General features: G+C 35.6%; 26 protein-coding genes. 15 read left to right on the plus strand and 11 right to left on the minus strand.

Translation table 11 applies throughout. The features are described 5' to 3' along the window. Nucleotides 1-8 precede the first annotated feature (8 nt). From OMO38_RS03920 to ribH, 5 genes are all read left to right on the plus strand, one after another. Nucleotides 9-1,202, plus strand: coding sequence for a hypothetical protein (locus OMO38_RS03920; RefSeq protein ID WP_264748914.1), 1,194 nt, complete (start codon nt 9-11; stop codon nt 1,200-1,202). Nucleotide 1,203: 1 nt separating this feature from the next. Next, complete coding sequence (locus tag OMO38_RS03925) at nt 1,204-1,740, plus strand: adenine phosphoribosyltransferase (RefSeq protein ID WP_264748915.1); 537 nt, start codon at nt 1,204-1,206, stop codon at nt 1,738-1,740. Between the two features lie 43 nt (nt 1,741-1,783). Continuing rightward, entirely contained in the window at nt 1,784-2,473 is a 690-nt protein-coding gene (locus OMO38_RS03930; protein WP_264748916.1) for a hypothetical protein, read from the plus strand. A 140-nt stretch (nt 2,474-2,613) separates the two neighbouring features. Continuing rightward, nucleotides 2,614-3,321 carry a YfgM family protein gene (locus tag OMO38_RS03935; RefSeq protein WP_264748917.1) on the plus strand — a complete coding sequence of 236 codons (708 nt, stop codon included), beginning with the start codon at nt 2,614-2,616 and terminating at the stop codon, nt 3,319-3,321. Nucleotides 3,322-3,324: 3 nt separating this feature from the next. Further along, on the plus strand, nt 3,325-3,840 hold the full coding sequence (gene ribH / locus OMO38_RS03940) for a 6,7-dimethyl-8-ribityllumazine synthase (protein WP_264748918.1): 516 nt from the start codon (nt 3,325-3,327) through the stop codon (nt 3,838-3,840). Nucleotides 3,841-3,873: 33 nt separating this feature from the next. Here ribH and OMO38_RS03945 read toward each other — a convergent pair whose 3' ends face one another. The 3 genes from OMO38_RS03945 to OMO38_RS03955 all read right to left on the minus strand — a co-directional run bounded on the left by OMO38_RS03945 (nt 3,874) and on the right by OMO38_RS03955 (nt 5,818). After that, entirely contained in the window at nt 3,874-5,034 is a 1,161-nt protein-coding gene (locus OMO38_RS03945) for a glutathionylspermidine synthase family protein (protein ID WP_264748919.1), read from the minus strand. Between the two features lie 104 nt (nt 5,035-5,138). Next, nucleotides 5,139-5,471: a hypothetical protein gene (locus OMO38_RS03950; protein ID WP_264748920.1), complete on the minus strand. Its 333-nt coding sequence runs from the start codon at nt 5,469-5,471 to the stop codon at nt 5,139-5,141. Continuing rightward, complete coding sequence (locus tag OMO38_RS03955; RefSeq protein ID WP_264748921.1) at nt 5,471-5,818, minus strand: hypothetical protein; 348 nt, start codon at nt 5,816-5,818, stop codon at nt 5,471-5,473. The genes OMO38_RS03950 and OMO38_RS03955 overlap by 1 nt, the downstream gene beginning before the upstream one ends. Nucleotides 5,819-5,864: 46 nt before the next feature. Between OMO38_RS03955 and ypfJ the strand changes: the two genes are divergently transcribed. After that, nucleotides 5,865-6,719 (plus strand): KPN_02809 family neutral zinc metallopeptidase, encoded by an 855-nt coding sequence (ypfJ, locus tag OMO38_RS03960; protein ID WP_264748922.1) that lies wholly within the window; start codon nt 5,865-5,867, stop codon nt 6,717-6,719. A 41-nt stretch (nt 6,720-6,760) separates the two neighbouring features. On the opposite strand, the gene OMO38_RS03965 is transcribed toward ypfJ, so the two are convergent. Beyond that, a complete protein-coding gene (locus OMO38_RS03965) occupies nt 6,761-7,597 on the minus strand; it encodes a GLPGLI family protein (protein ID WP_264748923.1) in 837 nt (278 codons plus the stop codon). A gap of 145 nt (nt 7,598-7,742) precedes the next feature. Between OMO38_RS03965 and OMO38_RS03970 the strand changes: the two genes are divergently transcribed. The 4 genes from OMO38_RS03970 (at nt 7,743) to sufD (ending at nt 11,992) form a co-directional block, all read left to right on the plus strand. Then, complete coding sequence (locus OMO38_RS03970) at nt 7,743-8,072, plus strand: HesB/IscA family protein (RefSeq protein WP_264748924.1); 330 nt, start codon at nt 7,743-7,745, stop codon at nt 8,070-8,072. Nucleotides 8,073-8,138: 66 nt separating this feature from the next. After that, on the plus strand, nt 8,139-9,587 hold the full coding sequence (gene sufB, locus OMO38_RS03975) for a Fe-S cluster assembly protein SufB (RefSeq protein ID WP_264748925.1): 1,449 nt from the start codon (nt 8,139-8,141) through the stop codon (nt 9,585-9,587). A 249-nt stretch (nt 9,588-9,836) separates the two neighbouring features. Continuing rightward, nucleotides 9,837-10,580 carry a Fe-S cluster assembly ATPase SufC gene (gene sufC / locus OMO38_RS03980; protein ID WP_047443242.1) on the plus strand — a complete coding sequence of 248 codons (744 nt, stop codon included), beginning with the start codon at nt 9,837-9,839 and terminating at the stop codon, nt 10,578-10,580. A 104-nt stretch (nt 10,581-10,684) separates the two neighbouring features. Then, nucleotides 10,685-11,992, plus strand: coding sequence for a Fe-S cluster assembly protein SufD (gene sufD, locus OMO38_RS03985; protein WP_264748926.1), 1,308 nt, complete (start codon nt 10,685-10,687; stop codon nt 11,990-11,992). A 71-nt stretch (nt 11,993-12,063) separates the two neighbouring features. Here the strand turns inward: sufD and OMO38_RS03990 are convergent, their stop codons facing one another. Beyond that, nucleotides 12,064-12,981: a DUF3078 domain-containing protein gene (locus OMO38_RS03990; protein ID WP_264748927.1), complete on the minus strand. Its 918-nt coding sequence runs from the start codon at nt 12,979-12,981 to the stop codon at nt 12,064-12,066. Between the two features lie 216 nt (nt 12,982-13,197). On the opposite strand from OMO38_RS03990, the gene OMO38_RS03995 reads away from it, so the two are divergent. The 3 genes from OMO38_RS03995 (at nt 13,198) to gdhA (ending at nt 16,662) form a co-directional block, all read left to right on the plus strand. Continuing rightward, nucleotides 13,198-13,965 carry a rhomboid family intramembrane serine protease gene (locus OMO38_RS03995; protein ID WP_264748928.1) on the plus strand — a complete coding sequence of 256 codons (768 nt, stop codon included), beginning with the start codon at nt 13,198-13,200 and terminating at the stop codon, nt 13,963-13,965. Between the two features lie 37 nt (nt 13,966-14,002). Continuing rightward, on the plus strand, nt 14,003-15,112 hold the full coding sequence (dprA, locus tag OMO38_RS04000) for a DNA-processing protein DprA (protein ID WP_264748929.1): 1,110 nt from the start codon (nt 14,003-14,005) through the stop codon (nt 15,110-15,112). A 191-nt stretch (nt 15,113-15,303) separates the two neighbouring features. After that, on the plus strand, nt 15,304-16,662 hold the full coding sequence (gene gdhA / locus OMO38_RS04005) for an NADP-specific glutamate dehydrogenase (RefSeq protein ID WP_047443247.1): 1,359 nt from the start codon (nt 15,304-15,306) through the stop codon (nt 16,660-16,662). 149 nt (nt 16,663-16,811) lie between these two features. Here the strand turns inward: gdhA and OMO38_RS04010 are convergent, their stop codons facing one another. Continuing rightward, nucleotides 16,812-17,252, minus strand: coding sequence for a hypothetical protein (locus OMO38_RS04010; RefSeq protein WP_264748930.1), 441 nt, complete (start codon nt 17,250-17,252; stop codon nt 16,812-16,814). A 132-nt stretch (nt 17,253-17,384) separates the two neighbouring features. On the opposite strand from OMO38_RS04010, the gene OMO38_RS04015 reads away from it, so the two are divergent. After that, nucleotides 17,385-17,753, plus strand: coding sequence for an iron chaperone (locus tag OMO38_RS04015; RefSeq protein WP_264748931.1), 369 nt, complete (start codon nt 17,385-17,387; stop codon nt 17,751-17,753). Nucleotides 17,754-18,003: 250 nt separating this feature from the next. On the opposite strand, the gene OMO38_RS04020 is transcribed toward OMO38_RS04015, so the two are convergent. Both OMO38_RS04020 and OMO38_RS04025 read right to left on the minus strand, forming a co-directional pair. Beyond that, nucleotides 18,004-19,452, minus strand: a complete 1,449-nt coding sequence (locus OMO38_RS04020; RefSeq protein WP_264748932.1) for a hypothetical protein — start codon at nt 19,450-19,452, stop codon at nt 18,004-18,006. Between the two features lie 113 nt (nt 19,453-19,565). Beyond that, nucleotides 19,566-20,054, minus strand: coding sequence for a YkgJ family cysteine cluster protein (locus OMO38_RS04025; RefSeq protein WP_264748933.1), 489 nt, complete (start codon nt 20,052-20,054; stop codon nt 19,566-19,568). Nucleotides 20,055-20,196: 142 nt separating this feature from the next. On the opposite strand from OMO38_RS04025, the gene OMO38_RS04030 reads away from it, so the two are divergent. Next, nucleotides 20,197-20,577: a group III truncated hemoglobin gene (locus tag OMO38_RS04030; protein WP_264748934.1), complete on the plus strand. Its 381-nt coding sequence runs from the start codon at nt 20,197-20,199 to the stop codon at nt 20,575-20,577. Between the two features lie 42 nt (nt 20,578-20,619). On the opposite strand, the gene OMO38_RS04035 is transcribed toward OMO38_RS04030, so the two are convergent. From OMO38_RS04035 to OMO38_RS04045, 3 genes are all read right to left on the minus strand, one after another. Further along, complete coding sequence (locus OMO38_RS04035) at nt 20,620-21,690, minus strand: calcium:cation antiporter (protein ID WP_264748935.1); 1,071 nt, start codon at nt 21,688-21,690, stop codon at nt 20,620-20,622. 65 nt (nt 21,691-21,755) lie between these two features. Next, on the minus strand, nt 21,756-22,094 hold the full coding sequence (locus OMO38_RS04040; RefSeq protein WP_264748936.1) for a DUF6122 family protein: 339 nt from the start codon (nt 22,092-22,094) through the stop codon (nt 21,756-21,758). A gap of 3 nt (nt 22,095-22,097) precedes the next feature. Further along, nucleotides 22,098-23,324, minus strand: a complete 1,227-nt coding sequence (locus OMO38_RS04045) for a hypothetical protein (protein ID WP_264748937.1) — start codon at nt 23,322-23,324, stop codon at nt 22,098-22,100. Nucleotides 23,325-23,331: the final 7 nt, after the last annotated feature.

Below are 23,331 nucleotides of genomic sequence, written 5' to 3' on the forward strand. Positions count from 1 at the left end.
CATATAAAATGAAAAAGCTAACTTTTCTAATGCTATTTAGTTTGCTTCTTTTTACATCTTGTAAAAAAGATCATGTAGATGCAACGACCACTCAGACTTTGCAGTCGAGCATTAATGATATGGCTTCAAGCCTTACAACGATCAAGCAGATAAAATTTAATGAAGCTCTTTATATTTTAAAAACATTCGGTGTAGAAGCCGAAGGTGATGTGAACGAACTGAAGGCTTTGGGACAATTAATCGACGGAAAAAAAGTTCCTGAAATATTATCGTTGGCAGATCAGGTAGCACAGAAAAATGGTATCGAATGGGCAAGTACTGCCCCACCTTCATTAGGAGAAATGAATATCTTCGGCGACGAGTCTGCCAAGGAAAGTGATCCGAATGACGTACGTGCATCTTCTCTAAATCTTGCCGCGCAATTATCTGGTGATACAGGTAACGGACCTACGTCAATGCAGATCATTCCAAGATTGGTAGATAACGCAGGAAATCCTGTTTCATTCACTGGTGCAGCTTTAGAAACGACTCTGGAAGTTTTCAGTAACGGCGTGAAACTTTCAACCGCTAAAAATCTAATGCAGGACAATAACTTCAGAGGATTTAATCTTAAATTTTCATCTTTGCTGGCTTCTAAAATTGTTGACAACAAGATTGACATTACCGTTTCTGTAAAAACCACTGCAAAGACTTTTAAAATGTCTAAAATCGGTTTGGATGTAAATCCTAATGCATTAAAAGTTCCTGTGGCTCCAAAAACAGATTCTACAGTGATTGTGCAAGATCCGAATGCGGTTATTGATCCTTCCAATCCTACAGGAACAACGCCGGGAACAGTGACTGATCCTAATGCCACTACTCCAACTCAGCCAAAGCAGCCAACTGCAGACCCTAAAAATACAGTAAGCAAATTTTTAAATAATGTAAGTTCACAAAATTTAAAAGCTGCTTTTGATGCGTCAAGCAATCCAAGCTGGGGAAGCTACGAGTCGTTCTCAAACCCAACCTCAGGGTTTGGAGCGGTGAAAAATGTAAGTGTAAAAAATATTACTACCAACGCAACGAATCCAAACGTTTCCAGCGTAAGTGCTACGTACGATGTTACAGATAAAAATGGGAAAACAACTTCACTGAGAGCAACTTTTGGATTAAAAAGTGTGAATGGCGAATGGAAAATTTCAAGCTATAAAATCAATCCTTAAAATGGCCTCACAGGAGCTGATACAAAAACTGGATAACACGATTGAAAATATTGCTGATTTTCCGATTCCGGGAATTCAGTTTAAAGATATTTCGCCAATTTTTGCTGATCCCAAACTGTATCAGGAAGTCATCGACGACTTGGTGACATTCAGCAAAGGAAAAGTAGATGCAGTCTGTGGAATTGAAAGTCGCGGTTATCTTTTCGGAATTGCCATTGCAGTAGCTCTGGACGTTCCTTTTATCCTGATCAGAAAAAAAGGCAAACTTCCGCCACCGATTATATCAGAGAAATATGATCTGGAATATGGCAGTGCAGAAATAGAAACCCGTGAAGGTCAGATTAAAAAGGGTCAAAGAATTTTAATTCACGATGATCTTTTAGCGACTGGCGGAACTACAGAAGCTGCCGCAAAATTGGTTAAGAAACAAGGCGCAGAAGTTGTTCAGTTTAGTTTTTTAATTGGATTGAAAGATTTAAAAGGTAAAGAAAAGCTCAAAAAATTTGATGCAGAAATTTATCATACTTTAGAATATTAAATACTTTTCATAATTTTTATTGTAACAATTATACTCTTAGAAAATGAATAAACTTTTTTTTCTAATATTCTTTCCTTTTTTCATCAAGTCTCAAATAGGAGTAAGTTTCTTCACGGAATTAGATAGAAAAAGTGTGGTAGTAACCATCACAAATCATTCTTCCAAAAATTACGTTCTGCCTTTAGAAATGACAAATCTAAAACCATATTGGGAAGGCGAAAACTCCTGTGAAACGTTATCATATTATCATAGTCAGTCTCATCAATTATCATTTTCATTAAAACTTACTGATTCAAAGACTAATATTGCCTTAGAACCACAAGATACTCACGTAAATTTAGATTTTGATTTTATAGAGAAAGAATTAAAGAAAAATAATGATTGCTATAACATAAATTCAGAATTGAAGAAATGGCAGCAAAAATTTAAAATCAAAGACCAAAAAGCTGCTGAATTAAATTACTATATCTATAACAATTTAATATTTCTAAAGCCAAATCAGAAAATAAAATTCAGATTGCTAACAGATCTACAAAACATATCTAATGAGCTTTATTTTGTATATAGATATGATACCAAACCAGACAAAAGATATAGGTTTGAGCTTTTAATAGAAATTAACAATTGTGCGTATGATATATTAACACCAGAGCAAAAAGAGGAAATGAAAGATTATTCATTTTTCACAGGTAAACTACAAAGTAATAAGCTTAACTGCGACTTTTTACAATAAAATACATCAATCATTTTTTCGTTTAACTATTTGAAATTGAAAAATCTACTTTCAACTTAAATAATATTAATAATACCTGCAAAGTATTTTGTAAATCACTCAGAAACAATTAAATTTGCAGTTCAATTTTTTAAGAATTTATGGCAAAATTGGGTAAGAATGCTCCAAATGAGCAAGAAGGTAAAGAAACAGTGGAATTTTTTAAAGATCTTGACAGAGAGGCTTTAAACACAGAAAGATTCCTGGAAAAATATCAGAAACCGTTAAGTATCGTTTTTGGAGTACTTGTTTTAGGAGTTTTAGGCTTTTTCGGATACCAGCAATTTGTGGTAGCTCCAAAAAATGCTGAAGCTGTAAAAACGTATTTAGCTGCTCAAAAAAATCTTACAGAAGGTAAAGATAAAGACGCTCTAGGTGGAAAATCTGCTGCTAATCCTGGTTACCTGGGAACGTACAACGAATATTCTTCAACTAAAATCGGTAAACTTTCTGCTTACAATGCAGGTTTATTGAAATTTAAAGAAGGAAAATTCCAGGAGGCCTTTGATCTTTTAGATAAATTTTCTTCTGACAACAAAACATTGATGGCCATGAAGTATGGCGCAATGGCAGATGCTAAATCTGGACTGAATAAAAATGACGAAGCATTATCTTTATTAGATCAGGCAGCTTCAGCTTCAGATGATCCTTACACTTCTTACTTCTTCACAAGAAAAGCCGGAATCGTAGCTTTAGGAATGAAGAAAAATGCAGAAGCTAAAAAATATTTCGCAACTATTGACGAAAAATATCAGGACTACGACAACGGAATGTCTGATTCTTATATTGAAATGACTAAATATTACTAAAACATGGCAACAGTTAATCTTTCAGATTACAAGCCACTTCATATAAATAATGCCGAGGATTTTTCTATCGGCATTGTTTTTTCTGAGTGGAATGACTTTGTAACACATAATCTACGTGATGCGGCTTTAGAAATTCTTGAAAAAGAAGGCGTAAAGTCTGAAAACATCAAATTATTTTCCGTTCCCGGAGCTTTTGAACTAAACTACGCAAGTATGCAGCTTTGTAAAGAGCGAACGTTTGATGCGGTAATTGCCATCGGATGCGTAATTAGAGGTGAAACCCCACATTTTGATTTTGTGTGTGACGCAGTTGCCCAGGGGATTAAAGACTGCAATATTCTGACAGATACCCCAACTATCTTTTGCGTGCTGACTGATGATACCAAAGAACAGTCGATTGCCAGAAGTGGCGGAGATCTGGGAAACAAAGGTGTAGAAGCTGCAGTAACCGCATTAAGTATGATCCAGTTTAAAAGAAATCTTTCTGATAAAAAAGGAAACATCGGTTTTGGAAAATAAACTAAAACCTGTTAAAATAAAAAGGAGCTGATTTTACAGCTCCTTTTCTTTTATGTAAATTTTATTTGAATCAATCAGATGAGGAATAAACCGACTTTGATTATTGGTAATTAAATGATTACTCTCACGAATACCAATTCCCGCAGGTTCCTGACCAATTACCCAACTTCCTATAACCGGATAATTTCCGTCAAAGTTTGGCAGATCAAATAACTGTTGATAGATAAAACCTTCTTTTCCGTAATCGCCGTCATTTTCTTCAACTGCAACATTATTTTTAAACAAACTGACGTTAGCTCCTTCCCGAGAATAGATTGGTTTTTTAACGAAATCTTTTAAATGCTTCGGTTCAAAATAACATTCCAGTAAATAAGGATGATTCGGGAACATTTCCCACAACACCGGCAAAATAGCTTTTGAGGAAAGAAGAATCTTCCAGGCAGGTTCCATCCATTGCGATCTGAAATTATTACTGACCAGCTTTTCGCCAAAACCATCCTGCAGAATCCATTCGTAAGGATATAGTTTAAAAATATATTCCATAATGGTTTTGTCTCCGGCAATAAACTCTTGAATATCCTCTGCCCAGCCAATATCCTGGATGGGAATGAATTCTGTTTCAAAACCGGCCTGCGTTGCACAGTCCCGCAAATATTCCACATTCGTTACATCTTCGATATTCGTTAATGAAGCAAAATAAATGTAATGCGGATTCATGTACTTTTTAAGATACTTCCAGTAATCCACCAGCTTTTCGTGAATGGAATTGAACTGATCTTTATAAGGAAACATTTCCTGCAGCCAATACCATTGAATTACTGAACCTTCATACAGAGAAGTCGGCGTATCGGCATTAAATTCAAGCAGCTTCAGATTTTCACCGTCAAAACCAAAATCAAATCTTCCATAGATTGACGGATGATCTTCTTCCCAGCTTGTAACAATATAATTTCTAAACCATTCCGGAATATTGAATTTGTCCCAAAGATTTTTTTCAATAATATAATCAACAGCTTCAAGACACATTTGCCACAGCTCAGCTGTTGCAGCTTCAATTTTGTTGACTTCATCCATCGAAAATTCATAGCAATGACTTTCATCCCAGTAAAGTCCTTCCAGAGAATGATAGCCAAAACCTAGATTTTCAAGTTTATGTTCCCAGTTTTTCCGGAATTGTGACTGTACTCTTTTCATATGAAAATTTTAGTTTTTAAAGGTCCACCCGAACCGCCAGGGCACGCAATACAATCGCTGAGCCTTCATTCCTATTTATGTTCCAAATCATAGCAATTTCATCATTACGATGATGCTCTGAAACCACTTCTTCCCAATCCACCTCTCACAACATTTCCTTTGTAAGAACTTCTGCCAATATTCGATTTTGAGCTGATGGCATCACTGTAATATCCCGCACGCTGATAAGCACCATTGCTGTATGCGCCATAAGGACGAAATGCATGATACAAAAGGAAGCCGGCAATAAAACCGTGCGATCTTGAATATGAAGCTGTAGTATCTGACCTCATATAAACTTTCTTTTCTTTTCCCCACTCTTCTTTAGGCTTTTCCTGAGTACACGCAGCAAGAATTCCTGTGACGAAAAGTAATTTTACAGAACTTGATTTTTTCATTACTGAACGGTTATATAAAATTCGTAGTCTTTTTTCACCTTCGCACTGTGCTCATTTCCTCCTTCATCTTCCACAATCTGTAAGGTATCTCCCAAACTCGGAATGGTATCTGTCTTTATAATTTCTCTGAAAAGTTTGTTGTTTTTCCAGATCTTATGTTTTGTAATCAAAACATCGGCAGTATCAATGTGTTTCACAGAAAGCTCGGTTTCTATAGCAGATTTTTTGTCTACATTCTGTACTTCATCTTCCTTAGATTCGCTTTCGTTACAAGCGGTAACAGTTGTTAAACTTAAAAGCAAAAGAGCAATTTGAATTTTTCTCACTTTAATTGTAATTTTTGACAAAAATATTATTTAATATTTTAAATTTACACATAAAAATAACAAACAAATGAAATGGACAGACGATAGAAGCGGCAACGTAGATGACAGAAGAGGATCCGGCGGTGGCGGAGGTGCTATTGTAGGTGGTGGCTTAGGTACCATCATTATTGCCGCAATTGTATTTTTCCTTGGTGGAGATCCTTCGGCGATCCTTTCCTCAGGTGGAAATTCATCTCCACGCACGGAGCAGAGAGAATTGAGTCAGCAGGAATTGCAAGTTGGTGAATTCGTTAAAATGATTACCGCTGAAAACGAAGAAACCTGGACTAAAATTTTTGCCGAAAACGGTATGCAATACAAACCGGCCCGAGTGGTCTTGTTCAGAGAAGGTACAAATTCCGGTTGTGGACAAGCGCAGTCTGCAATGGGACCATTTTATTGCCCTGCCGATCAATCTGTTTATATGGATATGAGTTTCTTTCAGGAGCTTCAGGAAAAATTCGGCGCAAAAGTTACAGAGTTTACCATCGCTTATGTCATGGCTCACGAGATGGGACATCATGTGCAAAATCTTTTAGGTACTTTGGATAAAACAGACCAATTGAGAAAAAGCGGAAGATATTCTGAAACGCAGCTTAATCAGGTTTCTGTAGCAACCGAACTTCAGGCTGATTTTTACGCAGGACTTTGGGCAAGATATTCTAACGAAAGAGAGAAATTTCTTGAACCCGGAGATTTAGAATCTGCAGTGGAGGCAGCAGAAGCGGTAGGTGATGATAATATTCAGAAAAGATCACAGGGATATGTGAATCAGGAAAGTTTTACTCACGGTTCATCTGCACAGCGTAAAGAATGGTTTATGAAAGGTTATAATTCCGGAGACATCAAACAGGGAGATACTTTTAATCAACTTTTAAGATAAAATAAAAAGGTCTGAAGAAAATTCTTCAGACCTTTTTATTTTTATTTCAGCTCGATAGGATTGCTGTTTCTTTTTGCTTCCTCTTTAGCCCTTTCCTCCATTCGCTTTCTCATGTCTGCAGGATTTTGGTTTCCACCACCTCCGATTCTCATTGGAGCTGAAATTCCACCGCCGCCACGCTGACTGTTCATAAAAGAAGCTGGGTCGCTTTTATATTTTTCCTGCTGCTTTACGTAATCTGTTCTTTTTACTTTGATAACATTTCCAAATGTTGTCATTTCGGGAAATTCAGAGATTTTATAGTTTTTCATTAAATCAAATGAATAATCTCCGTCAGCATCTTCTGCTTTCACTACCAAACCGGGAAGTCCGCTGAATTTATACGGTCCATCCTGATAAGGAAGATCGGTTGTGAACCATGCGGTCCATTTTCTGCCACCAAATTCTGTTTCTGCTTTCTGAACTTTATATTCGCCGATTTTAGTAGTTTCAGATAAAATTTTCCAATCCAGAGGCCGATCTTCTTCATACGCATATTGGTCTCTTCCCAAACGGTCTTTATACAAAGTCTTCTGGTTTTTCTTATCTTTTTCAATCGAATAATTCATATTCGTTCTCAAACCTTCCATCTGCTCTCTGTTAAAACCTCTCGCTCCACCACTTTGAAAATTAGCTTTCATTACAGAATCTCTTTTAATCCTGTTTTCAGAGTAAAACATTGATTTTTCTGCAGAGATATCCAGATATGCATTTTCTGTTTTAATATCACCTTTATTACTGATATCCGGCTTTGAAGTGACTTGGTAAACAAATCTGTTGGTTTGGGAGAAAGTAGCCTGTGCAAGCAAGACTGCAGCAAGAATGCCTAATTTTTTCATTTCTTTCCTGATTTATAGTTTTGATTTTAAATATACACCAAAGTTAAACCATCGATGATAAAAATCGATAAAATAAAAACGTCGATTTTTATATACTGATTATTGTTCGTATTTTTGCACCATTAAATCATTCTAAATAAATACAATGATAAAAGTTTCAGATCATGCTAAGGAAAAAGCCATTCAACTGATGACAGAAGATGGTTTTAATCCGGCAGAAGATTATATAAGAGTTGGGGTAAAGAGCGGAGGTTGTTCTGGTTTGGAATATGTTTTGGGTTTCGACAACAAAAAAACAGATACCGATCAGATTTTCGAAGACAATGATATCAAAATTGTGGTAGAAAAAAAATCTATTCTTTATTTAGCAGGTACTGTCCTGGAATACTCAGGAGGGTTGAATGGAAAAGGATTTGTTTTTAACAATCCTAATGCAGCCAGAACGTGTGGTTGTGGTGAGAGTTTTTCTTTATAATTAGACATTGGAAGTATTGATTTAGAATACTCTAAATCTTAAATCTAATTTCTAAAATCTAATAAAATGAGTAAATATACTGAAGACGACTTAAGAGTCGATTTAGAAAATAAAAAATACGAATTCGGCTGGGAAACGATACTCGATTACGAAGATTTCCCAACAGGATTAAACGAAGACATCGTCCGTGCTATTTCTGCTAAAAAAGAAGAACCGGAATGGATGACAGAATGGCGTTTGGAATCTTTCAAAATCTGGTTGAAAATGACTGAGCCTGAATGGGCAAACATCAAATATCAAAAACCGGATTTTCAGGCGATAAAATATTACGCTGCACCGAAAGCTAAACCGGAACTGGCAAGCTTAGATGAAGTGGACCCTGAATTACTGGCAACTTTTGCCAAGTTAGGAATCAACATTGAAGAACAGAAGAGGCTTTCAAATGTTGCTGTTGATATTGTTATCGATTCGATTTCTGTAAAAACAACTTTTCAGGACACTTTAGCAGAAAAAGGAATTATTTTCTGTTCAATTTCCGAAGCGATTAAGAATCATCCGGATTTGGTGAAAAAATATCTTGGAAAAGTGGTTCCAAGAGGAGATAACTTTTATGCAGCATTAAATTCCGCAGTATTTTCTGACGGAAGTTTCTGCTATATTCCAAAAGGGGTAAGATGCCCGATGGAATTATCCACTTATTTCCGTATCAATCAGTCTGGGACAGGCCAGTTTGAAAGAACGCTTGTGATTGCAGATGAAGGAAGTTATGTTTCTTATCTTGAAGGCTGTACCGCTCCGTCAAGAGACGAAAACCAGCTTCATGCTGCGGTTGTTGAGTTGATTGCTCTGGATAATGCTGAAATTAAATATTCAACTGTTCAGAACTGGTATCCTGGAAATGAAGAAGGAAAAGGTGGAGTTTTCAATTTTGTAACCAAAAGAGGATTGTGCGAAACCAAAGCAAAAATCTCATGGACGCAGGTAGAAACAGGTTCTGCAGTAACATGGAAATATCCTTCTTGCATCTTAAAAGGTGACGGTTCGATTGGTGAGTTTTACTCTATCGCAGTAACCAATAATCATCAGTATGCCGATACCGGTACAAAGATGATTCACATCGGTAGAAATACAAAATCAACGATTATCTCTAAAGGAATTTCTGCAGGAAAATCTCAAAATTCATACAGAGGATTGGTAAAAGTAATGCCTTCCGCAAAAGGGGCAAGAAACTTCTCACAGTGTGACTCATTATTGATGGGTAACGAATGTGGAGCGCACACTTTCCCTTACATCGAAATTAAAGATCCAACAGCTCAGTTGGAGCACGAAGCTACGACTTCAAAAATCGGTGAAGATCAGATTTTCTACTGTAACCAAAGAGGAATCGACACAGAAAGAGCAATTGCTTTAATTGTAAATGGTTTCAGTAAAGAAGTTTTAAATAAATTACCAATGGAGTTTGCCATCGAAGCTCAGAAATTATTGGAGATTTCTTTGGAAGGTTCTGTAGGATAAAATTAAGATTCTGTCTAAATTTTACAAACTATTAGCAGTTTGTTTGTCATTCCGTAGGAATCTCAACAAAGAAATTCAATGCTGTTGAGATTCCTACGGAATGACAAAAATGCCTTGAAAATCTAAAAATTGTTAGAATAATTTTAAATAGATTGATAATAAAATTAAACATAGGAATTGATTAAATTCTTAATATTAATAAAATAATAAAAGCATTAAGTATTGCTTAATGACTGATAAATAAAGTTTATGTTAAACATTAAAAACTTACATGCCAGAATTGAAGATGGCGCACAAATATTAAAAGGTATTAATCTTGAAATCAAGCCGGGCGAAGTTCATGCGATCATGGGACCCAACGGAGCAGGTAAATCTACTCTTTCTTCTGTGATAGCAGGAAAAGAGGATTACGAAGTTACAGAGGGAGAAATCCTTTTTCAAGGTGAAAACATTATTGAAGATGCTCCTGAAGAAAGAGCGCACAAAGGAATTTTCCTTTCTTTTCAATATCCGGTAGAAATTCCGGGAGTTTCTGTGACGAATTTCATTAAAGCTGCTTTAAACGAAAACAGAAAAGCAAACGGATTTGAAGACATGCCTGCGAAAGAAATGCTGGCCATGATTCGTGAAAAATCTGAAAAGCTTGGAATTAAAAAAGATTTCCTTTCAAGATCATTAAACGAAGGATTTTCGGGAGGTGAAAAGAAAAGAAATGAGATTTTCCAGATGATGATGCTGAATCCTAAATTGGCGATTCTTGATGAAACCGATTCTGGATTGGATATCGACGCCTTAAGAATCGTTGCAGACGGTGTAAACCAGTTTAAAAACGAAGGAAATGCAGTGCTTTTAATTACGCATTACCAGAGATTGCTGAATTATATTGAGCCTGATTATGTACACGTTTTAGCAAACGGAAAAATCATTAAAACAGGTGATAAATCTTTAGCTTTAGAATTGGAAAGCAAAGGGTACGATTGGCTTTTAAATTAATTTAAAGATTAAAAGCATTTAAAAATTAAAAAAATTAAACGGCATTTTTGTCATTCCGTAGGAATCTAAACTTCTATCACGATGGCAAAATAAACGTTCAAATAATGAGTTTAAACGAACAAATTTTACATAATCACACTGAATTTCTTGGCACACTTCGCCATCGTTTTTTAGATGAAACGAGAATTGAAGCTTTACGAAAATTTGCAATCAAAGGTTTTCCTACAAAGAAAGACGAAGAATACAAGTATACCAACATCAAAGAAATCACGGAGAAAGATTATAATTTTTTCCCGAAAGAAAGTCACAACATCACCAAAGAACAGCTTGATGAGTTGCATTTGGGAGAAGAAAATTTTGACTGGATTGTTTTTGTAAACGGTCAGCTTCGCAAAGAGCTTTCAAACATTTCTATCGAAAATGCAGAATTTCTGTCTTTCAATTACGCTCTGAATGATGAGAATCACAAAGATGTTTTCGACAAATATTTTAATACAATTGCTGCAAAAGATTTAGCTTTTACCAATTTAAATCAGGCATACTGCAAATACGGATTCTTTTTAAAAGTTCCGAAAAATGTGATCATCGAAAAACCGATTCACGTTTTTTATCTTTCGCAAAATCAGGAAGAAAACACATTCTACAACACGAGAAACTTACTGATTGTAGAAGAAGGTGCAAAAGTTGAAATCATTGAAAGTCACCATAATTTTGATGAGAGTTTTGTGTTTACCAATTCAGTAACTGAAATTTTCACCTATCAGAATGCAAAAGCAGACTGGCACAAAATTCAGAACGACAGCGATACGTCTTATTTAGTAGATCATACGTTTGCAAAACAGGAAAGAGACAGCTTAACTACAGTAAATACATTTACATTCGGAGGGAAAATCATCAGAAACAATCTTGATTTTATTCATAACGGAGAAAATATCAATTCTTTCATGAACGGAATCACCATTATCGGGAAAGATCAGTTGGTAGACCACCACACGGCAGTTCACCACAATACGCCGAACTGTCAGAGTTACCAGAATTACAAAGGTATTTTTAAAGATAAATCTCACGGGGTTTTTAATGGAAAGGTATTTGTAAATAAAATTGCTCAGAAGACCAACGCGTATCAGCAAAATAACAACGTTTTACTGAGCGAAGGTGCAACAATCGATACTAAGCCTCAGCTGGAGATTTTCGCAGACGACGTGAAGTGTTCTCATGGTTGTACGGTTGGTCAGTTGAATAAAGATGCTTTGTTTTATTTGAGAGCAAGAGGAATCTCTAAAAAAGAAGCTCAGGCATTACTGCTTTACGCTTTTGCCAATGACGCAATGCAGAACATCGACATTGAGCCGTTAAAAGTAAAAATCGAGCAGCTTTTAGCTGAGAAACTTGAAGTTACCATGGAATTTTAAAATTCCATTTAAACATAAAAAGGAAAGCACTTCAATTGAAGTGCTTTTGTTGTTTTATAATGATATCAAATCTATTTCTTTAACCACCACTGACTGTCTTTTCGGTCAGAACGCTTCACACCGTTATCAATATTGTAGGCAAAACCAATTCCTAAAGTCTGCTTCAGCTGTGTTTTCTGAATCTGATTATGGTCATACATCAAATCTAAAGTAATAATTGAAGATACAAACCTGTTAATTTTCATATTCAAAAGCATATTATACGACAAAACCATATGGTCAGGATTTTCAAGATAGTTGGAAAATACAGATCCTGTGTTGGTCATTTCAATATTTTCCATCAGTTTTACTTTATAGATTGCTGAGGCCAGGAAACCCATCTGCATCAGGAAAAAATCACCGTCAGACTTTACGAACTGTAATTCTTTATCCAAAACAAAGGTGAATCTTCCGTTGGCAGGTCTGAAGGTCACGGTCAGATTTTCGTTTGGTCTGTACGTTATCCCGACACCGGCATTCACATAACCTGGTGCCATAAAATTTGAAATTTTCTTTGCCTCAGGATTATTTCCGTCCTCAAATCCGCCGGAAAACTGTGACAGTAAACTCGCTCCCGTTGACACATACCAGCTTTTTGAAAACTGAAGACCATAGTTGGTGGAAATATTCAGAACATCCTGCGTTTTTCTTGTACCAACACCTTTCGTTGTATTTTGTCCATAATTTAAGATGATAATATTCTCCCAAAGATTACGGCCATTTTCATAAACCAGATTGTAATTTGCACTCGCCAGCCATCCTACGTTATTGGCGCCACCACCAACCCAATTAGAGAAGGCTGCCTGGTTAAACATCACGCTATTTTTCGCATTAACAGACCAATGTCGTGGTTTTTTGATGGTATCTACCGCGGCTGAATCACTGATGACTACCTGCGCAAAAGAATGCGCACTCAGATACGTAAAAAGTAAAACGAAAATCTTTCTCATAAATCTCAATTTTTCCAAGTGCAAAAATAGGAATATAATGTGAAACAGCAAGTTTACACGTTTTCAGAGGTTTATTAGAAATTTTACCGCGTCATGATTTTAAAACAAAATAATATAGAAAACCTTACCTTTTGTCTTAAATATTCTTTTAAAAATAAAATCATCGACAAATTTTCCGAAATTTATACTTGGCTTTTGATTTGACAGTTTTCAGGTATGCTAAAAAATGTAATTCACAAAAACGCAATCATCAATCCTCTGCTTATGCTGGGAGCCATGTGGTTGGGATATTTTCTACAGACGCAGGGCTTTTTTTCCAGTTGCTTTGGTGCGATTATTCCGCTGTTGCCGGAAGGTTTGCTTGGAATTATCACTTCACCATTGCTTCACGGGAGCATTGATCACATTGTAGGAAATTCCATCCCAATTGCTGTTTTGATGTGCCTGCTCTATCAGTTTTACCCTTTGGTGGCCAATAAAGTTTTTGTCATGGGCTGGCTCGCAACAGGACTTTTACTTTGGATACTTCCGCCCATTGACATGATGACCGGCGAGTATATGTACACCTGTACGATCGGAGCCAGTGGCGTTGTTTATGTGTTGGCATTTTTTCTCTTTTTCAGTGGAGTTTTTAAGTGGAATATGACGTTGCTTACAATTTCTCTTCTTGTTGTTTTGTATTACGGAAGTTTAATTTGGGGAATGTTTCCGGAAGAGCTTTTTTACAATATGCCTGAGCCCAGTAAAATATCCTGGCAGGCTCACTTATCAGGTGCTTTGGTCGGAAGCATTTTAGCATTTGTTTTTAAAAATATAGGCGACAAAAAGAAAAGGTTTATTTGGGAATTCCCCAATTATTATAGCGAGAAAGATGATAAACTCTGGCAGGAATACAAAGAAAATCATCCGGATGATTTCTTGGAATTGCCCTACAAAAAAAATGAAGATCTTTGGGATCATTTGGAAGAAATAAGAAGAAAATAAATCCTAATTCCCTACATTTGAATAAAATAACACACAAATGTATTCTGAAGAACATCTCTACTCTATCGCTCTCCGCGAGTGTAATTTTATAGGTGATATTAATTTTTTCAAATTGGTCCGCAGTTTCGGGAGCGCAAAAAATGTTTGGAAATCCACTAAGAAAGCACTCAGTAAAACCGACGGAATTGGTACAAGAACAGTATCAGATATTGGAAATTCTGAACATTTGAAATTTGCAGAAAAAGAACTTTTGTTCTGTGAAAAAAATTCCATAAAAATCAATTTAAGACATCAGAATGAACTGCCATTTCTACTCAAAGAATGTGATGATGCACCGGCAATATTATATCAGAAAGGAAACTTTGATCCCAATTTAAAAGCTGTCAGTCTAGTTGGAACGAGAAATATTACAGCTTACGGTAAAAAGTTTATTGAAGATTTTTTTGATGAAGCAAAATCGCATGCATTCATTTCAGTAAGTGGTCTGGCATTGGGTGTGGACAAAGAAGTTCACGAACATTCTTTACAACATCTGATTCCCACGATTGGTGTCTTGGCGCATGGTTTTCATACTTTATATCCATCGAAAAACAGAAAACTTTCGGAGAAAATCATCGAAGAAAATGGTGGATTGCTTACAGAATTTAATTCTTCAAGAAAACCCGACCGCGAAAATTTCATCCAGAGAAACAGAATTGTAGCCGGAATTTCCCCTTCAACGATTGTGATTGAGACGGCTTTTGGTGGCGGTTCTATAAGTACTGCAACATTTGCCAATAACTACAACAGAGATGTATTTGCCTTACCGGGAAAGATTACCGACAAATATAGCCAGGGATGTAATCACCTTATTTTTCAGAACAAAGCTACGGCAATTTCAACAATCAAAGACCTGCTAAATTTAGTTGGCTTTAATGACCCAAAAGACAAAATGGAAGAACTTTTTCCATACAGTGAGACTTCAATTCAATTATCTGAAAATCAAGAATTAATATATCAGAATATCGCAGCAAACCCTCATGTTTCATTAGATGATTTGGCAGATATAATTTCGGTGGCATCACACAAAATATTGCCTGTGATTTTGGAATTGGAGCTTTTGGGGAAAGTAAAATCATTTTCCGGGAGACAATTTGTAGCGATTTGAAATTTAATGATTTCTTAATATTTCATTATTTCATATATAACATTTAATTTTTAACAAAATTTAAATCATAATTATCAATTTAATAATATTCTGTTTCATTATTATTGAATTTTCAGCAAATATTAAATAAGCTATTGTGAATCTTGAAAAAAAAATTAAATTTGTTGACATAATATTCAACCCTACCTAATATGGAACAATATAATATTGACCAGAAAATCCAGGAGTTTATCGCCAAAATTGAGGCGAAGAATCCTAACGAACCGGAATTCTTACAAGCAGTAAAAGAAGTTGCTGTAACTGTAATTCCGTTTATTTTAACCAGAAAAGAATATACCGGCATGAAGCTTCTTGAGAGAATGGCTGAAGCTGAAAGAATTATTATTTTCAGAGTTCCATGGGTTGATGACAAAGGAGAAATTCAGGTTAACAGAGGTTTCAGAATTCAGATGAACTCTGCGATTGGACCTTACAAAGGGGGAATCCGTTTCCATCCGACGGTAAATCTTTCTGTACTTAAATTCTTAGCATTCGAGCAGGTTTTCAAAAACTCTCTGACTACACTTCCAATGGGAGGTGGAAAAGGAGGTTCAGATTTTGATCCACAGGGAAAAACTGATATGGAAGTAATGCGTTTCTGCCAGGCTTTCATGACAGAACTTTGCAAGCATATTGGTCCTGAAACGGATGTTCCTGCGGGAGATATCGGCGTAGGAGCTAGAGAAATCGGATATTTATTCGGTCAGTATAAGAAAATCAGAAATGAATTTACAGGAGTTCTTACCGGCAAAGGTTTGGCTTACGGTGGTTCATTAATCCGTCCTGAAGCGACTGGTTACGGAGTTGTTTACTTTGCTGAGCAGATGCTGAAGACTATCGGACAGACATTTAAAGATAAAACGGTAACAGTTTCAGGTTTCGGTAACGTAGCTTGGGGTGTTATTAAAAAAGTACACGAACTTGGCGGAAAAGTGGTTACTCTATCCGGTCCGGACGGTTATGTGTATGATAAAGACGGAATCGATGGTGAGAAGATCGATTATTTATTAGAATTAAGATCTTCAGGAAACAACAGAGCTGAGGATTATGCTAAAAAATATCCGTCAGCAGTATTCCACGCTGGAAAACGTCCTTGGGAAGTGAAGTGTGATGTTGCCATCCCTTCTGCAACCCAGAACGAACTTGACCTGGAAGACGCAAGATTATTGGTAGAAAACGGTTGCGTATGTGTAACAGAAGCTGCAAATATGCCTTCTACATTAGATGCAATCAATTATTTCCTTGAAAACAAAGTATTGTTCTCTCCTGGAAAAGCTTCTAACGCTGGTGGTGTTGCCACTTCAGGTTTAGAGATGACTCAGAACTCAATCAGATTAAACTGGACTTCTGAAGAAGTTGATGCAAGACTGAAAGAGATTATGATCGGAATCCACAAAGCTTGTAGAGACTACGGTAAAGAGGAAGACGGTTATGTAAACTACGTAAAAGGTGCAAACATCGCCGGATTCGTAAAAGTAGCAGAAGCAATGTTGGCTCAGGGAGTCGTATAAAAATATTAAGGTCGGGAAATTTTCCCGACCTTTTTTCTGAAAACCTGTCCCGGGATTATAAATGGGAAAAAGTAATAGTGAAAGTGAAAGCATTGAATGTCCAGTTCAATGCTTTTTTTTTGATACAAAATTGTCTTATTTTGTCTTTTTTAAGGCGTGGTTGGAGTGCTGGTATTTACAGTTCCGGATCCCGGCAAAGGCTTATTAACACTCGTATTTACGTTTCCGCTTGTATTGAGACTGCCGGTAGTTCCGATGTTGACATTACCAGGCGATAAAACTTTATTATCGACAGTGCCTGTATTCAAAGGAAGTGTTCCGTTTGGGTTGGGAGAATTGATGGTTCCGTTATTCATGGTGCCCATATTGTTATTCATAGTTCCCTGCAGATTGTTCCCGGTGCCTAATTGATTATTATTCAACGCTCTCACATCTGAGTTAAGGTTTCCTCTGGGAATTATCACACCCTTCTGAGTTGTTGATGGAGTTGTAACAGTGGTTGAGCCTGTATTTGTTTTCTGAGGTGTTGTCTGTGCAGATACAGCAAATATACCTCCCATAGCAAAAGCTGCTAAAATTAATCTTTTCATAATATAATATTTTGGTGATAATCAATACTATACAAATAGCGTACAACTCTGTGATCATTAATGAAATTAATTTTTTTTTTAGTTTTTAATGATTTAGAATTTCATATTTTTTATTTTTAATAAAAACTTACAATGAAAAACACATTTACAAATTTTGAAGAATATTTTCTTCTTTTCCCCAAAGATGTTCAGACTAAGCTTGAAGCTTTAAGAAAAACCGTTCACGCTCAGACTCCAGAACTGGAGGAATACGTCGGCTATCAGATGCCGGCGTTCAGGTATAAGAAAAAGCCTCTGGTTTACTTTGCTGCGTACAAAAATCACATTGGATTTTATCCGCTTCCTGAGGCAATTATTCATTTTGAAAGTCATTTTAAAGAAAGAAAATATAAATTCTCAAAAGGAGCAGTTCAGTTTCCTTTGACTGAAAATCTGCCTTTAGATTTAATTGAAAAAATGGTGCAGTTTAGAATGATGGAAATATATCAGAAAAAATCCTGAAACATTACATTTCAGGATTCCATTTTTACTTATATAAAAAACTACTTCTATTTAAACCAATTGGGGATTGATTTATTACTGTAACGCAGTCTTTTAAGTAAAATTATAATTCACCATTGTTTTAACTAAACTTTATAAGATTTTATAAGGAATTAAGATTTCAAATTATTTGCTCAGATTTTTCATCAGACTTTACAAATATAAAAACAAACAGCAGTTTGATCGTATTTCGGAAATTATAAGATTCAGGTTATTTCTTACATTGAGCAGAATAGTCAGCGAGAACATGTACCAGTCCATCTTTAGTTTTGGTATCGTATTTAGAAAAATCTAAAGCCGGACATTTCATATATTCGTCAAAAGCTGCTTTTATTTTTTCTGTCTTTCTTTTTCCGAAAGCACCTTTTTCTCCTAGGTAGACTGCTTTTGGCTGGCTTGTTAATTTTATGTAATAATCTTCAGGACTTTTCACGTCATTTAAGATATAGTTTCCATCATTTTCTGAGACAATTTCGCAAAACTCACTTTTACCTAACGTGTTTGTGCCTGAAACGCCTAAAAAGCATTTTTCTCCGGCACAAAATTTTACATTATCTTTTGCCTTGTACACTTCATTTTTGCCATCCAAATTTACTGTCACTGTGCCTCCGTAATTTGTCAGATCACTTATACCTTTCTCTCTTCCCAATTTTGCGTCAATAGACTCAAATTCTATGGTTACAGCGCCTTCTTTCTTCACACCTTCTTTGCTTATTACATATCCCGGCAGATTGTATATATTGCTGGATTCTGCCTTCGCTTTGTTTTCAGCATCTACTGATCTTTGGTTGGCAGCATCTCTTTTATCTTTGGCAGCAGCTTCAATTGTGGGCTTCATGTCGCCCAAAGTATATCCATTGGCGTACAGCTTTTTTACCATTCGGCTGGCAATCTTATCTACTGCTATTGGAATTTTAAACTCCATCCCGTTTTTAGCTGTCATGGGTATTTCTTTGTTGTCATAGGTATAAATTACCAATCCCTTATCTTCATTTGTCATATCACTATCAGAACACGGAAGTTTAGCGATAAGGATTTTGTTGACATCAAAAACACGATACTCCAAAAACTTGTCCATCATTGATTTGCTTTTGAATTTTGACTGCGAAGCTTCAATATTTGCTCTGGTGACAGTACCAATAAATTTTCCGGTATTATCTTTAATATTCCCGTCATAGTCGATTGAAATCCCTGTGGCATCTTCATTCACTGCTTCTGTCTTTTGAGCGGTGATTCCATTTTTTCTAGCTTCAGATAGCGAGCGGTCTTCCGTAGCGAAAAACTCATTTACTTTTGCTTCGTCAATTCCGTCTTTAGTGATAAGACCATTTGCGAGAGCACTCTGAACAATCAGTTTACCCATACTAAGCGTAAATGCACCTTCTGCATGTTTAGATTCTTTAACGACATTATTTGTGCCTGTGTATTCTATCCAGCCATTGTCAGATTGCGTGCCAATGGTTCTGCCGTTAATGATTGTTGCAGTAAACTGCAGTTTATTACCGAGATCGCTGAATTTGTAAATTCTGCCTTTGTCATCTACTTTTGCAACCACTTTTTCATCCAGAGACACCTCTCCTTTTTTGATTTTTATTTCCTGTGCGAAAAAGGAAATACCTGCAAACATCGTTGCAATGAGTACTAATTTAGTTTTCATCATTTATTTAAATTAAAAATTTGTGTGTTTTTTTGAAGTAACAAATATAAAAAAAACCCTGAGGATTACTCAAGGTTTGGAGATTTTTATCAATTTGATCGAAATTTAATATTCAATTATTTGCTCAGATTTTTCATCATACTCTCTACAAACTCAAAAGCCGCCGGGCAAATCACCGTATTTTGTATCATTAAATTATTAATCTGATAAATCTTTTTTCGGTCTGTATGTGGATATTCTCTGCATGCTTTTGGACGGACATCATAGATTGAACAGGTATTATCATCATTCAGAAAATAGCATGGAAGATTCTGCAGAACTTTATCGTTTTCCTCATCTACACGCAGAAATTTTGCTTCAAAATCAGCCTGTTTCATTCGCAGATGCTTAGAAATTCGCTCGATATCTTTTTCGGTGTAAAGCGGCCCTGTTGTCTTGCAACAGTTGGCGCACTGAAGGCAGTCTATTTTTTCGAAAACTTCTTCATGGGTTTCCTGAACGAGATAGTCGAGATTTTTTGGTGGTTTTTTCTTTAAACCTTCCAAAAACTTCTTATGCTCCTTCTGTTTCTGTAATGCCTGAGTTTTGTAAAAGTCTAAATTCAATTCTAATATTTTAAATGTGAAAGCAGAGTGCAAAGATAAAATATTGTTTTCATGAATTTTATCAATCACCACATGTTCTTAAAGATTTAGAATTAAACTAAATTTGAGGTATCATTTTAAGTTCCAATTAAATAAAGGTGAAATGAAAAAATTAGAATCAAGAGAAGATATAGAATTATTGGTGAACTCATTTTACGATAAAGTGGTACAGGATGAAACGATCGGTTTCTTTTTTAAAGACATTATTAAAGTTGATTTTCAAAAGCATTTACCCAAAATGTATTCTTTTTGGGAAAGCATATTATTTGGTCAGATGAGTTATAAAGGAAACCCCATGGCAGTACATTTCCCGATCAACCACCTTGAAGCGATGGAAAAACATCATTTCGCACAGTGGCTAAAACTTTGGAAACAGACCATAGAGGAAAATTTCACCGGTTATAACGCAGATATGGCGATTACCAAATCTGAGAACATTGCCAACCTGATGTCTTACAAAATGGAAATGGCGAGAAAACATTAAATGTTTTTAGAACTCTTGTAAAGAGTATTTTGTGCGTGTATTTTATGGCACAATCACCGTAAAAATATAGGCTGCTAAATTGACGAGAAGAACAGTTCCGTAGAGAACATTTGTTTTTCCGCGGCTCAGCGACAGCATAACGATAAAGACGGATAAAGTTAGCAGGATAATATCTTTTTTATCTAATCCTAAAACCAAAGGAATATCATACATAATACTGACTGCAGAGATCGCCGGAATACTTAGTCCAATACTCGCTAAAGCTGAACCTAATGCTAAATTTAAACTCGACTGTATCTGATTATTTCTCGCTGCACGAATTGCAGCCACACCCTCCGGAAGAAGTACAACCCCGGCAATAATCACTCCCACTAAAGATTTTGGAGCTCCCATACTCTGCACCATATCTTCAATGGTTCCTGAAAGACCTTTCGCCAAGAGAACGACGATGACAAGACAAATCACCAGAAAAAGGAAGCTTACAATTGCCTGAGTTTTATTTGGGATATAATATTCTTCGGCAGTTCCGTCAGCAGGCATAAAATAACTTCTGTGTCTGACGGTCTGCACCATCAAAAACACTCCATAGATTACAAGACATGCTATAGAAACAAAAACCAGCTGTGCATTGTTATAGTAAGGACCGTTAACACTCGATGTGAAATTAGGTAAGACCAAAGTAATTACGAGAATTGATACGATACTCACCAGGTAAGTAGTCGCAGATGTCCGCGCAAAAAACTGCTCGAAATATTTAACTCCACCTACAAGAATACAAATCCCAATGATACCGTTAAGAATAATCATTACGGCAGCAAAAACTGTATCTCTTGCCAAGGTCAGCGCCTGTTCGCCACCAGCAACCATTAATGAGACAATTAATGCAACCTCAATTATGGTAATACAGAGTGCGAGAATAATCGTTCCATAAGGCTCGCCAACTTTGTGAGCAACCACTTCTGCGTGATGAACTGCAGACAGTACACTTCCGGTTAATAATATTCCAGCAATGATATCAAAAACAACTCCGGTTCCCATTAATCCGCTGAAGTAATAAATCACCGCAAAAACAGGAAAAATATAAGTATAATGTAAAAATTCTTTTATTTTCATAAGTGACTGTAAAATACAAAAAAACTATGGTTTTTAAATTATCAAAAGAAAATATTAATAATATTTTAATGACACCAAAGCTCAAAATCCTGAAAATCGGTTAGCATATGAAGGAGCAGACCGATGCCAATAATCCTTAAATTTCCTTTGAAAAATAACAGCAAAAAATACACCGCAATCGCATAATAGGAATGCAAAAAATGAAAACCAATGCTCATTCTGTTGGGATCGAAAACAGGATCTGCAAACAGATGATCAAGATCTACAAGCATTGTCGCCAAAAGAATTAAGTATACTTTCTTCCATTCCTTACGATAAAATACAAAAGCAATAAGCGCCGGAAATGCCAGATGCAGAAAATAATGCGTAAAAGTTTTGAGTAAAGCAATTTCAGGTGGACACATGTTTTATCTTAAAATTAAAGGATATTTTTCTTTTTTGAATTTAATTTTCACCGTGTAATCGCTGCTTTTATTTCCATAAAATACATACTCTACATCACGCAAAACAGAGTTGTTTAAAAATTTAAAAGAAGAATACAGCAAAGCATTATTTCGGATGAAGACAAAATTTTGATTTTTAATCTCATTCAATTTTGCAAATTTCCCGACAGACTTTATAGAAATTGTATTTTTATTTTGACTTATTGTATTAGGTTGAAAAGGAATTGCTGTAAACTGACTTTGTGCATTAATCCATTTTTTGTGCCGAAAATAATTCCATGTTTTATCGGGATTTGATGTCTGAAGAAAAATTTCATAATTGGGCTGAATGATCTTTTGATAAGTGACTTTTTCAATCTCATTAAAGTTGTCATCATATCCATAGCTCACGATGGTATCATTTACCTCTACAAGATCTGCACTCATTTTCAAATGATTTACAGATGTTGATTCTGTAATATTTTCTTTGAAGACAGCACTTATTTTCCCAATGTTTTCTGAATCTAATTCGGCTACAAAAAATTGTGCTTTCTTATGCAAATCTGAAATCATTGAGTTGAAATCAGCAGAATTCTTTTCATTTTTTATTTCAATTTCGTCATCGTTCAGATTAATATCAAAATTCTGAATATCCTTCCCAGAGATCAAACTTAAACTTCCTAAACTTCCCTTAATAAACCGGTCTGCACTCGTATTTTTATTTGACGGATTCTTCTTCAGAAAATCTGCAATGTATATAAATTCATCATTAGAAGTTCCTATAACAGCATATTTTTTATTTACATAAACGACATAATGGTCTTTTACGTAGCCCTGAGCTCCTTTATTAATAAACTGATTTTGTTTAAGAAGAGTACAGAACTTTTGAAAATCATCTAATTCTAAAATCGTATAATAATTTGAAAACTTACTGTTTTTTAAGTGAAAAATCTGTAGAAAATCCGGAATCTTTACTCCTGAATCTGAGATGGAAATTTTATTTTTATCTTTTTTATCTCCTTCAAACCATTTCGAAGGATGTGTCAATACGCTGAAAATATATTGTCTTTTCGCTTTCTTTGTGTCTACCAAAATCACAACATCAGCATTCTCAGGAATAAATTTCAAGCTTCGGTTCTGGTGAAAAAGCAAAAAATAAATTCCTGTTAAAAGCACAAGTACAATAATGGCAGTAATATATTTTTTCTTCATTAATTTT

The sequence above is a fragment of the Chryseobacterium kimseyorum genome, assembly GCF_025971945.1.
GTDB classification, from domain to species: domain Bacteria; phylum Bacteroidota; class Bacteroidia; order Flavobacteriales; family Weeksellaceae; genus Chryseobacterium; species Chryseobacterium kimseyorum.